General features: G+C 64.2%; 13 protein-coding genes. 8 read left to right on the forward strand and 5 right to left on the reverse strand.

Annotated elements, in window-relative coordinates:
- Nucleotides 1-2: 2 nt before the first annotated feature.
- The 3 genes from lpdA to RSPPHO_RS11510 are packed head-to-tail and all read left to right on the forward strand — an operon-like array spanning nt 3 to nt 2882.
- Complete coding sequence (gene lpdA, locus RSPPHO_RS11500) at nt 3-1397, forward strand: dihydrolipoyl dehydrogenase (protein ID WP_041795218.1); 1395 nt, start codon at nt 3-5, stop codon at nt 1395-1397.
- A 6-nt stretch (nt 1398-1403) separates the two neighbouring features.
- Entirely contained in the window at nt 1404-2354 is a 951-nt protein-coding gene (gene lipA, locus RSPPHO_RS11505; RefSeq protein ID WP_014415411.1) for a lipoyl synthase, read from the forward strand.
- A 9-nt stretch (nt 2355-2363) separates the two neighbouring features.
- Nucleotides 2364-2882: a type II toxin-antitoxin system RatA family toxin gene (locus tag RSPPHO_RS11510; protein WP_014415412.1), complete on the forward strand. Its 519-nt coding sequence runs from the start codon at nt 2364-2366 to the stop codon at nt 2880-2882.
- Nucleotides 2883-2923: 41 nt separating this feature from the next.
- On the opposite strand, the gene RSPPHO_RS17920 is transcribed toward RSPPHO_RS11510, so the two are convergent.
- Complete coding sequence (locus tag RSPPHO_RS17920; RefSeq protein ID WP_157879202.1) at nt 2924-3763, reverse strand: hypothetical protein; 840 nt, start codon at nt 3761-3763, stop codon at nt 2924-2926.
- Between the two features lie 322 nt (nt 3764-4085).
- On the opposite strand from RSPPHO_RS17920, the gene RSPPHO_RS11520 reads away from it, so the two are divergent.
- The 5 genes from RSPPHO_RS11520 (at nt 4086) to RSPPHO_RS11540 (ending at nt 9832) form a co-directional block, all read left to right on the forward strand.
- The gene (locus RSPPHO_RS11520; protein ID WP_014415413.1) at nt 4086-5867 is read left to right on the forward strand and encodes a PHA/PHB synthase family protein; all 1782 of its coding nucleotides are present in this window, start codon (nt 4086-4088) and stop codon (nt 5865-5867) included.
- Nucleotides 5864-6157: a hypothetical protein gene (locus tag RSPPHO_RS11525; RefSeq protein ID WP_014415415.1), complete on the forward strand. Its 294-nt coding sequence runs from the start codon at nt 5864-5866 to the stop codon at nt 6155-6157. The genes RSPPHO_RS11520 and RSPPHO_RS11525 overlap by 4 nt, the downstream gene beginning before the upstream one ends.
- Before the next feature lie 273 nt (nt 6158-6430).
- On the forward strand, nt 6431-6658 hold the full coding sequence (locus RSPPHO_RS22000) for an excalibur calcium-binding domain-containing protein (RefSeq protein ID WP_081581860.1): 228 nt from the start codon (nt 6431-6433) through the stop codon (nt 6656-6658).
- 454 nt (nt 6659-7112) lie between these two features.
- Nucleotides 7113-7772, forward strand: coding sequence for a substrate-binding periplasmic protein (locus tag RSPPHO_RS11535; protein WP_157879203.1), 660 nt, complete (start codon nt 7113-7115; stop codon nt 7770-7772).
- A gap of 14 nt (nt 7773-7786) precedes the next feature.
- A complete protein-coding gene (locus tag RSPPHO_RS11540) occupies nt 7787-9832 on the forward strand; it encodes a putative bifunctional diguanylate cyclase/phosphodiesterase (RefSeq protein ID WP_014415417.1) in 2046 nt (681 codons plus the stop codon).
- Between the two features lie 52 nt (nt 9833-9884).
- On the opposite strand, the gene RSPPHO_RS11545 is transcribed toward RSPPHO_RS11540, so the two are convergent.
- The 4 genes from RSPPHO_RS11545 to RSPPHO_RS11560 form a co-directional block, all read right to left on the reverse strand.
- Nucleotides 9885-11420, reverse strand: coding sequence for a DHA2 family efflux MFS transporter permease subunit (locus RSPPHO_RS11545; RefSeq protein WP_014415418.1), 1536 nt, complete (start codon nt 11418-11420; stop codon nt 9885-9887).
- A gap of 12 nt (nt 11421-11432) precedes the next feature.
- Complete coding sequence (locus RSPPHO_RS11550; RefSeq protein ID WP_014415419.1) at nt 11433-11918, reverse strand: MarR family winged helix-turn-helix transcriptional regulator; 486 nt, start codon at nt 11916-11918, stop codon at nt 11433-11435.
- 65 nt (nt 11919-11983) lie between these two features.
- On the reverse strand, nt 11984-12556 hold the full coding sequence (locus tag RSPPHO_RS17925) for a CCDC90 family protein (RefSeq protein WP_014415420.1): 573 nt from the start codon (nt 12554-12556) through the stop codon (nt 11984-11986).
- A 228-nt stretch (nt 12557-12784) separates the two neighbouring features.
- On the reverse strand, nt 12785-13816 hold the full coding sequence (locus RSPPHO_RS11560) for a lysine-2,3-aminomutase-like protein (protein ID WP_242390481.1): 1032 nt from the start codon (nt 13814-13816) through the stop codon (nt 12785-12787).
- Nucleotides 13817-13865 lie beyond the last annotated feature (49 nt).

The raw sequence follows: 13865 nt of genomic DNA on the forward strand, positions 1-13865 counted from the left end.
TTTTGAAAAGCGTGCTTTTCAAAAGGAGGGGGCTGGGGGCGGGGCCCGGTGGCTATGTGGCGGCGTTGCGCGCGGCACAACTGGGGCTGTCGGTGGTGGTGATCGAGCGCGAGCACCTGGGCGGCGTGTGTCTCAACTGGGGCTGCATCCCGACCAAGGCCTTGTTGCGCAGCGCCGAGGTGTTGCGCCTCGCCCGCGAGGCCGGCAGTTTTGGGGTGAGCACTGGGCCAGTAGCCCTGGACCTTGAGGCGGCGGTGCGGCGCTCGCGCAGCGTGGCCGCCACCCTCAACGGTGGCGTCGCCCATCTGCTCAAGAAGAGCAAGATCACCGTGGTCATGGGCGAGGGCCGCCTGGAGGGCCCGGGGCGGCTGGTTGTGCAAACCGCAACCGGCGTCGAGCGGGTCAGCGCCAAGAACATCATCCTGGCCACCGGCGCCCGGCCGCGCGTGTTGCCCGGCCTGGAGCCCGATGGGCACCGGGTATGGACGGCCCGCGATGCCATGGTGCCGCCCAGCCTGCCCGGGCGCTTGCTGATCGTCGGCTCCGGCGCCATCGGCATCGAGTTCGCCAGCTTCTACGCGGCGTGCGGCAGCCGGGTGACGGTCGTCGAGGTGCAAGACCGCATCTTGCCGCTGGAGGACGAGGAAATCAGCGCCCTGGCCCGCGCCGCCTTCGAGAAACAGGGCATCGGCGTGATGCTGGGCGCCAGCGTCACCGGCCTGCGCCACGACGCCGACACCGTGACCGCGACCTTGGACGTCGCCGGTCGGGCCCGCGAGGTCACGGTAGACCGGGTTTTGGTCAGCGTCGGCACGGTCGGCAATGTCGAGGGCCTGGGGCTGGAGACCACCCGGGTCAAAGTCGAGCGCGGCCGGGTGCGCACCGATGCCCAGTGCCGCACCGACGAGCCCGGCATTTATGCCATCGGCGATCTCACCGGCCCGCCCTGGCTGGCCCACAAGGCCAGTCACGAAGGCCTGATCGCCGTCGAGGCCATCGCCGGCCACCAGCCCAAGCCCCTCGATCCCCTGGAGGTCCCGGCCTGCACCTACGGCCATCCCCAGGTGGCCAGCGTCGGCCTCACCGAAACAGCGGCCAAGGCGCGCGGGCACAAGGTCCGGGTCGGGCGCTTCCCGTTCCGGGCCAACGGCAAGGCCATCGCCCTGGGCGAGCCCGAGGGCTTGGTCAAGACCGTGTTCGATGCCGAGACCGGCGCCTTGCTTGGTGCCCATCTCATCGGCCCCGAAGTGACCGAGCTGATCCAGGGCTTTGTCGTCGCCCGCACCCTGGAGACCACCGAGGCCGAGTTGATGCACACCATCTTCCCCCATCCCACCTTGTCGGAGGCCATGGCCGAGTCCGTCCTTGACGCCTACGGCCGGGTTCTTCATTTCTGAGGGATCATGACCGATCCAATCGCGCCCCCGCCCCCGCGCCACCCTGAAAAGGCCCGGCGTCCCGATAACCCGTCGCCGCGTAAGCCCGCGTGGATCCGCGTGCGCGCCCCGCTCAGTCCGGCCGCCGCCGAGGTTCGTTCCCTGGTGCGCGACGGCGGGTTGCATACGGTGTGCGAGGAGGCCGCCTGCCCCAACATGGGCGAGTGCTGGGCCCGCCGCCATGCCAGCTTCATGATCCTGGGCGACACCTGCACCCGCGCTTGTGCCTTTTGCAATGTGCGCACCGGCAAGCCCGGCCCCGTCGATGACGGCGAGCCCGATCGGCTGGCCGAGTCGGTCGCCTCGCTCGGCCTGCGCCATGTGGTCATCACCTCGGTCGATCGCGACGACCTCCCCGATGGGGGGGCCGCCCACTTCGCCCGCTGTATTGCCGCCGTGCGCGCCGTCGCCCCCTCCTGTTCCATCGAAGTTCTGACCCCCGATTTTCGCGACAAACAGGGCGCGCTTGAGGTGGTCATGGCTGCCAAGCCCGATGTTTTCAACCACAACCTGGAAACCGTGCCCCGGCTGTACCCCACCATCCGTCCCGGGGCGCGCTATTATCATTCGCTGCGCTTGCTCGATACCGCCCGCCGTCTCGATCCCGATGTGGTCACAAAATCAGGCATGATGGTCGGCCTCGGCGAGACCCCGGCCGAATTGTCCCAAGTGATGGACGACCTGCGGAGCGCCGGGGTTGACTTTCTGACCCTCGGCCAGTACCTGCAACCCACCTTGAAGCATGCCGCCGTGGAGCGCTTTGTCCCTCCCGAGGAGTTCGAGGCCTTTGCGTCCCTCGCCCGGGCCAAGGGGTTCGCCTTCGTGGCGGCCAGCCCCCTAACCCGATCGTCCCATCACGCGGATCGCGACTTCGACGCCCTGCGCAAGGCCCGGCAGGCGGCGACGGCCGCACAGTAGGATCCTTCCATGCCGACACATGCCGAGAAGCGCGCCTTGCCCTACAGCCCCGAGCAGCTCTATGCCCTCGTGGCCGATATCGAAAAGTATCCGCAGTTTCTACCCTGGTGTCTGGGCACGCGCATCCGCAAGCGCGAGGGCAATGTGGTCACCGCCGATATGTCAGTCGGCTTCAAAATGATCCGCGAACGCTTCACCTCCAAGGTGACGCTCACCCCGTGCCAGCGCGTCGATGTCGCCTACTCCGAAGGACCCTTCAAATACCTCACCAACCACTGGGTCTTCGTCCCCGCCGCCGACGGCACCACCATCATTGATTTTTTTGTCGATTTTGAATTCCGCTCCCCCCTCCTGCAAAAAATCATGGGCGCCCTGTTCAGCGAAGCCGTCCGCGTCATGGTCTCCTCCTTCGAGCGTCGGGCTCAGGCCTTGTATGGGGGTGCCGGTGCGGCGGGGGAGAGGGTAGGACGACAAGAAAAAGGAAGGCCGGGGAGGCTCGCCTCCCCAGACCYCCTCCGTTCGTTTTAGGGAGGGGCTTGTTGTGCGGGTTGTTTTAGAATTAAAATAATTTAAGGAGAGTTTCTCGCCTTCAGCGCAGCCGCCTGGACCGGGGCCTGAACCGGGGCGGGAGCCTGAACCGGGGCTGGGGCCTCTGCCTTGGCGGGGACTTCCGAGGGTGTCGCGGCCGGTGCGGGCGCGGGCGTGGCGGTGGCGGGCGGCGCCTCCTCCAGGCCCCGACGCTCGGCGCCCGAGCTGAGACGGGTGGTCAAGGCCGGGGGCGGGGCCGACGCAGGGCGATCCATTCCGGCGGACAGGCGCAGGGGCTGGGCCTGGGGGGCGGCCGGGGGGGCCGGATTCGTAGCCACAATGGGGGCAATGGGAGCCGGCGCCGGGCTCAACCGTCCGGCACTCAGGCGCGTGTCGGGGGCCTCGCGCTCGGGCTCGACCACCGGGGCGGGCGTGGGAACCCGCATGGGGGCCATGAGGGGCGCCGCCTGGACCGGGGCGGCCTGACGGGGGGGCGGCGCCTGTCGCACGGGCTGGGGGCGCGTCGGTTGGACCGGCGGCGGCGCCACCAGGGCAGACGGGGGCAGGGGCGGCGGCTCGGGGGGCGGGCTGTCGGGGTCGTGGATCTCCTGTGGCGTGCGGCGGACGCCCTCACTCACGTGGTGGGCGGTCTCGCGGTCGGCCACGAGTCCCTGGGTGACGCTTGCCAGTTCGGCCACGCTGGGGGGCTTGGGGCCGTCGCTCGGGACCTTGTTGACATCGGGAAAATCTCCCGGCGCCTTGTCAGCCCTGAGCGTGGCCGGATCCTTGTCGGCGCAGCCCACCAGCAGAGCCGTTCCAAGAACCACCCCGGCGGCCACCAAGCCGACCCGCTTGCGCGTGTGCCGCATTCCCTCAGCCATGATTCACGCAGGTCCCTTCCATTGACGTCGTGGCGCGGCAGTGTAGGCCGTCCAGTTTTGGGTATGAACAAAAAACCTTGCCCGGACAACCTTTGTCATCGCCTAGACCCTTAACACGCCCCCCCGCCATACGATAGAACCTTGGGCACGCGAGGGACGCCACCGTCTTTCTCCCAGGCCGGCCCGGGCCTCCCCGGGGTCGGGCTGCGTGCCTTGCGTCGTGTCGCGCCGCCCCCATCTCCTCTGAGAGGGTCTCCTTCTGGAGACGGGGTTTGTTTCGAGCGCAAGCGTTGACTGGAACAGGTCCAAGGATACAGGCATCATGGCCGACCAACAAGGTAGTGACCTCAAGCTCCTCGATCCCACCGTGCTGGGACGCACCATGACGGAACTTGCCGACCGAGGCCAAGCGGTGGTGGGGGCGCTTCTGGCCAATCAGGCGGCCCATCCCGGTGCCTCCATGACCGATCCCCTCGGTTTGGGCAGCGCCTTTTACGAAATGTCGGCCCGCTTGGCTGCCGATCCCCTGGGTCTGGCCCGCGCCAACCTCGATCTGTGGCAAAACACCATGTCGTTGTGGCAAAATGCCACGCTTCAGGTCCTGGGAGCCGAAGTCAAGCCACTGGTCGAGCCGGAAAAGGGCGACCGCCGCTTCAAGGACGAAGCCTGGACCGAGCATACGGTGTTCGACTTCATCAAGCAGGCCTACTTGCTCTCGGCCCGCTGGATGCAAACCGTTGTCCACAACGTCGATGGTCTCGACCCCCACACCGCCGAAAAAGTCGATTTCTTTACCCGCCAGATGATCGACGCCCTGGCGCCCTCCAACTTCCTGCTGACCAATCCCGAGGCCCTGCGCGAGACCCTGGAGTCCGGCGGCGAGAACTTGGTGCGCGGCATGGAAAATTTGCTCCACGATCTGGAGCGCGGCAAAGGTCAGTTGCGCATCTCCATGACCGACGAGTCGGCCTTCACCGTGGGCGAGAACGTGGCGGGCACCCCGGGCAAGGTCGTCTTCAAGAACGCGCTCTTGGAACTGATCCAGTATACCCCGACCACCGAGACCGTGCACCGGCGCCCCCTGCTCATCGTGCCGCCCTGGATCAACAAGTATTATATCCTCGACCTGCGGCCCAAGAACAGCTTCGTCAAGTGGGCGGTCGATCAGGGACACACCGTGTTCATGATCTCTTGGGTCAATCCTGACGCGTCCCTGCGCGATAAGGGATTCGAAGATTATATGCTGGAGGGCCCGCTGGCCGCCCTCGATGCCATTCGCGAGATCACCGGCGAGCCCGATGCCAACATCATTGGCTACTGCCTGGGCGGGACCCTCACCGGATGCCTGCTGGCGTGGCTCACCCGTCGCGGCGAGGCCCACCGGCTGGCCAGTGCCACCCATTTCACCACCATGCTCGACTTCACCGAGCCGGGGGAACTGGGCGTGTTCATCGACGAGCCTACCTTGCAGTACCTGGAAGGCCAGATGAATAAAAACGGGTATCTCGATGGTAGCGAGATGGCCGGCACCTTTAATTTGCTGCGCTCTAACGATCTGATCTGGTCGTTTGTCATCAATAACTATCTGCTGGGCAAGGATCCCTTCCCCTTCGATCTTCTCTATTGGAACGCCGATAACACCCGCATGCCCGCCGCCATGCACAGTTTCTATTTACGCAAGATGTACCTGGAAAACATCCTGCGCGAGCCCGGCGGGATCACCCTGGCCGGCGAGCCCATCGACCTGCGCTTGGTTCAGACCCCGGCCTACTTCGTGAGCTGCCGCGAAGACCATATCGCGCCTTGGCGCACCACCTATTTCGGTACCCACCTCTACCAGGGCCCCGTGCGTTTCGTGCTCGCCGCCTCGGGCCACATCGCCGGGGTCGTCAATCCCCCCGTCGCCAACAAATACGGCTTCTGGACCAACACTGCCCTGCCGCCCAAGCCCGAGGCATGGCTGGAGGCCGCCGAGCGTCATGACGGCTCCTGGTGGACCGACTGGAACGCCTGGGTCCAGGCCTATGCCGGCGATCCCGTGGCCCCGCGTGTCCCCCAAGGCGAGGTGGATGCCCCCGGCACCTACGTGACGGTGCGGGTATGAGTCCCCGGGCTCCGGCTTGGCTCGCTCTCGGCCTTGCACTTCTCGCGTCCCCAGTCGTCCACGCCGGGGAAGGCGCCGAGGCCCTGATGGAGCGCTACCGCGGCCTTTGTTCCCAGGAGGCCTATCAACAGGCCGCCCGCGAAAGCAAGGTCGCCGCCCAAACTCGGGGCGACACCTGCGACGCCCTTGCCCGCGAAATCCAGGCCGAGGCCGGCAAGATCCAGCCCGGTGCCGCGGGCTCTCCCTTGGCCCGGCCCGATCCCACCGTTTGGTCGGAAGACAAGCCGTAAGGCCCTTGCCCCAGCGGGCGTCAGGGCAGGAGAAGAGAGAGGCCCCTTGGGTGATGCCCGGGGGCCTTTTCCCGGTATCGGGCTGGCGCCCGATTTTTTTGGGGCGATGCCCCAAACCCCCTTTATTTTTTATTCAGTGATGTTTTGAAGTTGATGCGTTCTCTAAAATTAGAGTGGCAAGCCAGCTTTCTTGGGCAAGAAACAGCCGACAGTGCGTTAGAGGAACCGGGGATGTTTCGGAAAAGTCCAGGCGTTTTGGGGATCAGTATGGCGATGCTGGTGGCGGGGGCCTTGCCGGCCAACGCCCAGGAGAGGGAAGACAACAAAAAACCTCCCGTTTCGCGGCAACAGGCGCCCCCCTCCGACCAGACAAGAAAGGAGCGGATTCGCTGTCCCTCGTTCACCTCCCAGAGCGAGGCGCAGGCGTGGTTTGACAGTCATGGTCGTCCACGAAGCCTGGACCGGGATCAAGACGGTATTGCTTGCGAGGGCCTGCGCTGATCCGGCAGGAGGCAAGGGACCGCCGTTCCCCCTAAAAAAAAGAGCGCCCTCACCTGTGGGAAATCGTCGTGCGGGCTTGACCCGAGGGGCCGGTCCGTATTTTCTGAAAGCTAGCTTAAAAGTCGCAAAACAAGGGATAGCAACCCGCGTTGCATCCTGTGTCCTGGGTCAAGCCAGGAGATGCTGGTACGTTTGTCTCCGGCACGTGGGGGAAGTTGTTTCTTCTTCAAAACAAAGTGGCTGATTTCAAGAAAAATCACCGTATTGCGTATTTTTACATAAAAATATCCCTGGACCGAGGAGACTTACTCACTCATCACGGGATGAAGAAGCGAGCCGGGGGGGCAGGGGGCGCTGGGGCATGATCACGAGGAGGGGATTCACGTTTTGCACGGCACTTCTCCTGGCATGCGGGAGCGAGAACGCTTTGGCTGAGTCATGGAGATTGAGCAGTTTGGAATGGCCGCCTTATGCCGGTCCCACCCTGCCGGAGCAAGGATCGATGGTGCGGTTGGTGCGCCTTGCTTTTGCAGCCATGGGCCAGTCTCTCGAGGTGTCTTTTTTCCCCTGGCGTCGGGCGATGCAAACCGGTTTGGGGCCCGGCTTTGTCGGTTTTTTCCCGGGATATTGGTCTCAGGAACGCGCCGAGGGGCCGTGTGCTTTTTCCGACCCGGCCGGGAGCAGCCCGTTGGGGTTGGCCGAGCCGGTTGCCGCTCCTGTGGTCTGGTCCACGCTCGACGATCTCACGGGCAAAACTATCGGGACCGTTGCCGGCTACGTGAATGCCGCCGGCGTGAGCGAGCGGGCGGCCCAGGGGCTTTTGACCTTGGAGCCCGCACCCGATGATTTAACCAATTTGCGCAAAGTCGCCGCTGGCCGGCTGCCCTTGGCCGAGATTGATGTCAATGTTTTTGCCCTTTGGCTCAAGAACACCCCGGATCTTCAGGACTATCTCCAGATAAATCCCCGCCTTTTGGAAAACAAGCCGCTTTATGTTTGCTTCCAAAAGAACGATGCGGGCGAACAAGCCCGGGGTTTGTTTAATGCCGGGCTTAAAAAAWTCGAGGCTCAGGCGCTCAAGGCCGAGCCCTACGCCCCCCCTCTGAGCCGATAAAAGGAGAACGGCGGGTGCTGGGTCGAGGCTCTTCTCTGGCGGTGCAACAAATGGTCCGGGTCGTGACCGTGAGCGTCCTGGCGGCCGTTATTTTTCTATTGGGGCAGTTCTGGTGGCTCCAGCATGACGCCGAGCGATCCTTCGCCTCCCTTCGCGACGCCACGGCGTCTTCCATGCGTCTTGGCCTGTCCACCGCCTTGTGGAATCTTGACGATGCCATGGGCGGGGCCATCGTTGAGGACGCCTTTCACGCCAAGCCCCTGCGCTCCATCGTGGTCGTGGATACCACGGGACGCGTTTTCGTCAGCCGCATGCGATCCGAGCCGGAACCAGACCTGACGTGGTGGGAGCGACTGCTTGATGGCGGCCTGCGGTCCGTGAGCGAGCACTCCTTGCCCTTGCGCCAGCCCCGCTCAAAGGCTGATCCTGGCGTTGAAACGCCGCTCATTGGCCAAGCGCTGCTGCGCTATGATACCTCTTTGTTCGTGAGGAGTATTTCCGGGCCGCTCGCCGATCAAACCCTGAGCTTGCTGTTTATTATCCTGACCGTGGCGGCCGCCACCAGTTTGGTCATGCATGTTTTCCTGGTGCGTCACATTGTGGCGGTGGTCCGCGCCGTCGAGCAGGTGGCTCCCGATGATCCCGCTGCTCGGCCCTTGCGCGTGCCTCGAGTTCACCAGCGCAACGAGTTCGGTCGGATGGCCCGCCGCTTCAATACCTTGTTGCTGCGGTTGGCCGAGGTCCAGCAGGCCTTGCGCCGGCTGGCCACCCGCGATGCTCTCACCGACCTGCCCAACCGCAGCCTGATCTTGGAGATTCTCGATCAGGCCATCACCGACCCGGTGCGGCCGGGGGCCTTTGCCGCGGTCATGCTGCTGGACCTAGACTTGTTCAAGCACATCAACGATAGCCTGGGGCATGAAGCCGGCGACGAGGTGCTCAAGGAAGTGGGCCGGCGTCTTTCCCTGGCCATGGAGCTTCAAGGAGCGGTCGGGCGGTTGGGGGGCGACGAGTTTGTTTTGGTCCTCAAATCCTGCGAACGGATTGAAGACCTCGCCCGCGTGGCGCGACGGGTCATCGAAGCGGTCAAGGCCCCTGTGGACCTTGCCGGAACCCTCATTCACCCGAGTACCTCGATTGGCATTGCCTGCCATCCCGCCGATGGCCCCGATGCTGAAACCCTGCTGCGTAACGCCGACACCGCCTTGTACGCCGCCAAGGCCGCCGGCCCTGGTCAGTGGGCCTTTTTCGACCGCTCCATGACCGAAAACGCCCTCACTCGGCTGCACACCGAGTCTTCTTTACGCAAGGCCGTGGAAAACGGCGATTTCCTGCTTCATTTCCAGCCCAAGGTCGATCTGGCTACCGGCCGCGTCTCGGGCTGCGAGGCTTTGGTCCGCTGGCGTTTGAACGGTGATCTCGTGGCCCCCGGCCGCTTCATTCCCATCGCGGAGGAAACCGGCCTGATCTGCGACATTGGCTTGTGGGTGTTGCGCGAGGCCTGCCACTGTCAGGTCCGCTGGGCCGAGACCGTTGGGGCCTTGTCCATGGCGGTCAACGTCTCGGCCCGCCAGTTACGCGAGCCGGCTTTTTTGGAGGCGTTTCTTGGGGTGGTCGCCACCACCGGGATTGATCTTGAGCATCTCGAACTGGAGATTACCGAAAGCGACATCATGAGCCAGTTCGAGGTTTCCGCCCAACTCTTGGCTAACCTTAAAGGACGCGGCGTGCGCCTCGCCGTTGATGACTTCGGAACAGGCTATTCTTCCTTGGCGTATCTCAAGAATTTACCCCTGGATGTTTTGAAGATAGACCGAAGTTTTGTCAATGATCTCCCGGGAGAGACCTCCATCCCTCGCATGATTATTGGCTTGTCCGGTCATCTGGGCCTGCGCACCGTGGCCGAGGGCATCGAGACGCCGGCCCAGTTCACGTGGCTGCGCGATAATGGCTGTCATCAGATCCAGGGGCATTGGGTCAGCCCTCCTCTGGAGGAAGAGGCTTTTCTCACGTTCTGTCGCACCTGGGACGGCCGGCATTTCGCGAGCGCTGCCGAATAAATCGGGCGACAGAAAGACGACAGGCGGCTTCCCTCCCAGACCCCTCCCTTTCTTAACGCGAGGGCCCCTGTTCCGGCCGGGTCAGCCAAACCAACGCAATCAAGCCCAGGAACACCACGCCGGCCATTCTCACCATATCGAGGAAGGAGAGAAGGGTGGCCTGAGCCGTGATCATCTGCTCGATCTGGCTCCAGGCCTGGATCGCGCTTAGTCCCTGGTCTTGCAGCCGGGCCACGGCCTCCTCACCGGCGGCTGCCACGCCGGGCACCGAGGCCGTGAGATCCACCAGCGCGGCATGGTGGCGCGTGGCCGTGTTTTCCCACTGGGTCGTCCACAGCGAGGTGGCGAAGGCCCCGGCCATCAGACGCAAAAAGTTGAACAAGCCCGACGCCGCCGGGATGCGCGCCGGCTCCAGGCCCGAGAGGATGATGGCGGTCAGAGGAATAAAGAAGGTCGCCATGGCCACCCCTTGCAGCAAGTGGGACAGGGCGATCGTGCCGGCCTCCACATCGGGCGTGAAGGTGGAGCGCCAGAGCATGCACAGCGCGAATACCGCAAAGGAGACCGTGGTCAACCACCGGGGATCAACCTTGCCCAGCAGGCGCCCGACCATCGGGGAAAGAGCCAGGGCCAAGATCCCGATGGGGGCGGTCACCAGCCCGGCCCAGGTGGCGGTGTAGCCCATGAAGCGCTGGAGCCACAACGGTGTCAGGACCAGAATTCCGAAGAAGGTGCCGTACCCAAGGCTCAAGACCAAGCTGCCCAGGGTGAAATTTCGCCGCAAAAACAAGGAAAGATCGACCACAGGATGGGTCTCGGTCAGTTCCCAAATCAAAAAGACGACAAACCCAAGCGCCGCGATCACCCCCAAAACGACAATTTCCTGGGAGTTGAACCAATCCAACTCCTTGCCCCGATCCAACAAAATTTGCGTGGCCCCCACCCAGACAATCAACAAGACGAGGCCAACGGAATCAATGGAGAGGCGCCGGGTCGGCGTTTCACGCCCCCGAAGCACCACGGCGCTCAACCACACCGAGGCCAATCCCACCGGCAAGTTGATGTAAAAAATCCACGGCCAAGACCAGTTGTCGGTCAGCCAGCCCCCGAGGATCGGTCCCAAGACCGGGGCGATGGTGGTGGTCATGGCCCAAAACGCCAGCGCCATCCCCGACTTTTCCTTAGGATAGGCCTGCAAGAGCAGGGTTTGGCACAGCGGGATCATCGGCCCCGAGACCAGCCCTTGCATGACCCGGAACAGCAACAACGCTTCCAGCGTGCTTGAGAGGCCGCACAGGATCGAGGCCCCGGTAAACAAGCTCGTGGACACCAAGAAAAGCCGAAGCGCCCCCAGCCGTTGCGCCAACCACCCCGTGAGCGGGACCGAAACGGCATTCGACACGGCAAACGACGTGATAACCCACGTCCCCTGGCTGGGGCTTACCCCCAGGTCACCGGCAATCGGCGTCAGCGACACGTTGGCAATGGTCGTGTCCAAGACGTTCATGAAGGTGGCCAGCGACAACCCGACCGTCGCCAGGACCAGCGGCAGGCCAGACAGCGGGGGATGCAGCGGGGGCGGTGCCATAGGGGAGCTCTTTCACGGATGGGGGGGGGAGTCTCCTGCCCCGTGGCGCTCGTCAGGCAGGGGCGGGGCGTTGGCAAGGCGTTGCAACAGACCCATCAGGAGCATGACGTCGTCCGGGGTGAAGTCCCGCAGGAAATGCTCCAAGATTTCCCGACCGATCTCCTGCAAGCGGGGCCGCAGGGCCTCGCCCGCTTCGGTCAAGGCCAAGCGCACCACCCGTCGATCTTCCTCGCTGCGTTCGCGTCGGATCAGGCCTTGGCCTTCCAGCCGGTCGATCATCCGGGTCATCGAGCCGCTGTCGTAGCTCAGGCTGCGGCACAGGTCGGCGGCGGTCGTTTCCAGGTTCAGGCAAATACGGATCAAGACCCGCCACTGCGCCGCCGTGATCCCCAGGGGACGGGCGCGACGGTCCAGGGCCTCGGTGAGGCGGCCTGAGGCATCGCTCAAATACCGCCCAACATTTTCCGGTGACGTGAACGAAGGGAGCGGCTTGGTCATGGGGGTCTCTTTCTCTCTGTCAAAGACAATAACAGCCTAGGCAGGCACCTGTCAACAAAAGCTCCTCAGCGGTCTCGGTCTCCCGCAACCCCCGGGAAAAGGCTACGGCCCGTTGGCGCCCATGAGCTTGATAAGGCCCACATTGACCCAACGACAACCACCGCGTTGAGCAACACCGCCGTCAGAACCGTCCCGATTCCCCAGCGCATCATGTCCACCCGGGCACGAGCAATCTCGTCGGTCAGATCCGCCTTGAGCCCGGCGATCTCAGTTCTGAGCTCGGCCTTGAATTCGGTTCTGAGGCCGGTGATCTCGCCTTTGAGCTCGGCTTTAACACCGGAGATTTCGGTTCTGAGCTCACTGATCTCGCCTTTGAGTCCGGCCTTGACGCCGGCGATTTCGGTTCTGAGCTCACCGATCTCGCCTTTGAGTTCGGCCTTGACGCCGGCGATTTTGTCATCAAGGCGGTGTTCCATCTCGGAAAGCTTCAGCTCCAGATGGTCCTTGGTGACCAAGTCGGTCACGGTGAGGGCATCGGAGAAGGCCTCCGCCGCAGCCTCGGCGTGTTCTGGCGTGAAACCGGCACCGTCGCGCAGGCGCCGGGCGAGCTTGAGGGTGTCAATGCCTTGAACGGACATGGGCGCCTCCTGGGATCAACCGATGATCGGATGTTTCGGGGAGGGGTTCAATGGTTTCGGGGATCCGGTCGTCTCTCTTCCTGTTTTTCGCTCGACGTGCGGACTCCTGAGAGACTCTGCCACATCCTGTGGAATCCCTCCATGCGAAGGGCTAGCGTGAACGAGGGGTCTGGGGAGGCCGCGCCTCCCCAGCCTTCTCTTTTTCTCTCGCCCTCTTGCCACTTCCCTTCATCCGATTGCCCTGCTCCCGGCATTCCCATAAGCGTGGACCTCTCCTTGCGGATCTTCGACCCGCCACCCGGCGCCGTCGCGCGTGGCAAAAACCGGCCCCACCGGGACTTTCCCGTGCCCTTCGGGGAGGTCAAGGATGTATGTCGGCTGACCCAGGCCCGATAGCCGACCTCGGAGCCCCCGCAACAAGGCTTGGGCGGTCTCCAGGGGGACGCGAAAGTGGCTGGTGCCCCGGGCCATGTCCCCATGGTGCAGGTAATGCGGCGTGATGCGCGTGGCGACGAAGGCGCGCATCAGGGCCTCCAGAACCTCGGGCCGGTCATTGACGCCGCGCAGCAAAACGCTTTGCGAGAGGACGGGAAGGCCGGCGTCGATCAGGCGGGCGCAGGCGGCGCGAGCCTCCGGGGTCAGCTCGCGGGGGTGATTGCAGTGCAGCATGACATACACGGCCTTGGGGCTTTTCAAGGCCCCGACCAGAGCCGGCGTCACCCGCTCGGGATTGGCGACTGGCAGGCGGGTGTGTACCCGGATCACGCTTACGGTCTCGATCGCCTCTAGGCGGCGTACGACGCGGTTTAGCCGGGCGTCCGACAGGATCAAGGGGTCGCCGCCCGACAGGATGACCTCCCAGACCTCGGGGTGTGCGCCGATGTAGGCCAATGCCGCTTCCAGATCGGCATCGCGCAGCACGTCTTGAGTCAGCAGGTCACGGCGAAAGCAAAAGCGGCAGTTTACCGCACACAAGCCGGTGAGTTTGAGGAGCACGCGGTCGGGGTAGCGGTGGACGAGGCCGGGCAGGGGGCTATGGGCCGCGTCGCCGATCGGGTCGCTGATTTCGTCGGGGGTGACGGTTCGTTCGTGGGCGCTGGGGATGACCTGGGCGGCGATGGGGTCGCTGGGATCGCTGGGGTCGATCAGCCGGGCTAGGGCGGGGGGCAGGAGGACGCCGAAGGCGTCGGCGGCGGCCCGTTGCTCGGGGGAGGGCGGCGGGATCAAGCCGGCCTGTTCGAGGTCGTCGAGGCTGCGCATGGTCTGTTCGTGTTTCATAAGGGAAGAAAAAAAGAAGGCTGGGGAGGCA

It is taken from the genome of Pararhodospirillum photometricum DSM 122, assembly GCF_000284415.1.
GTDB classification, from domain to species: Bacteria; Pseudomonadota; Alphaproteobacteria; order Rhodospirillales; family Rhodospirillaceae; genus Pararhodospirillum; species Pararhodospirillum photometricum.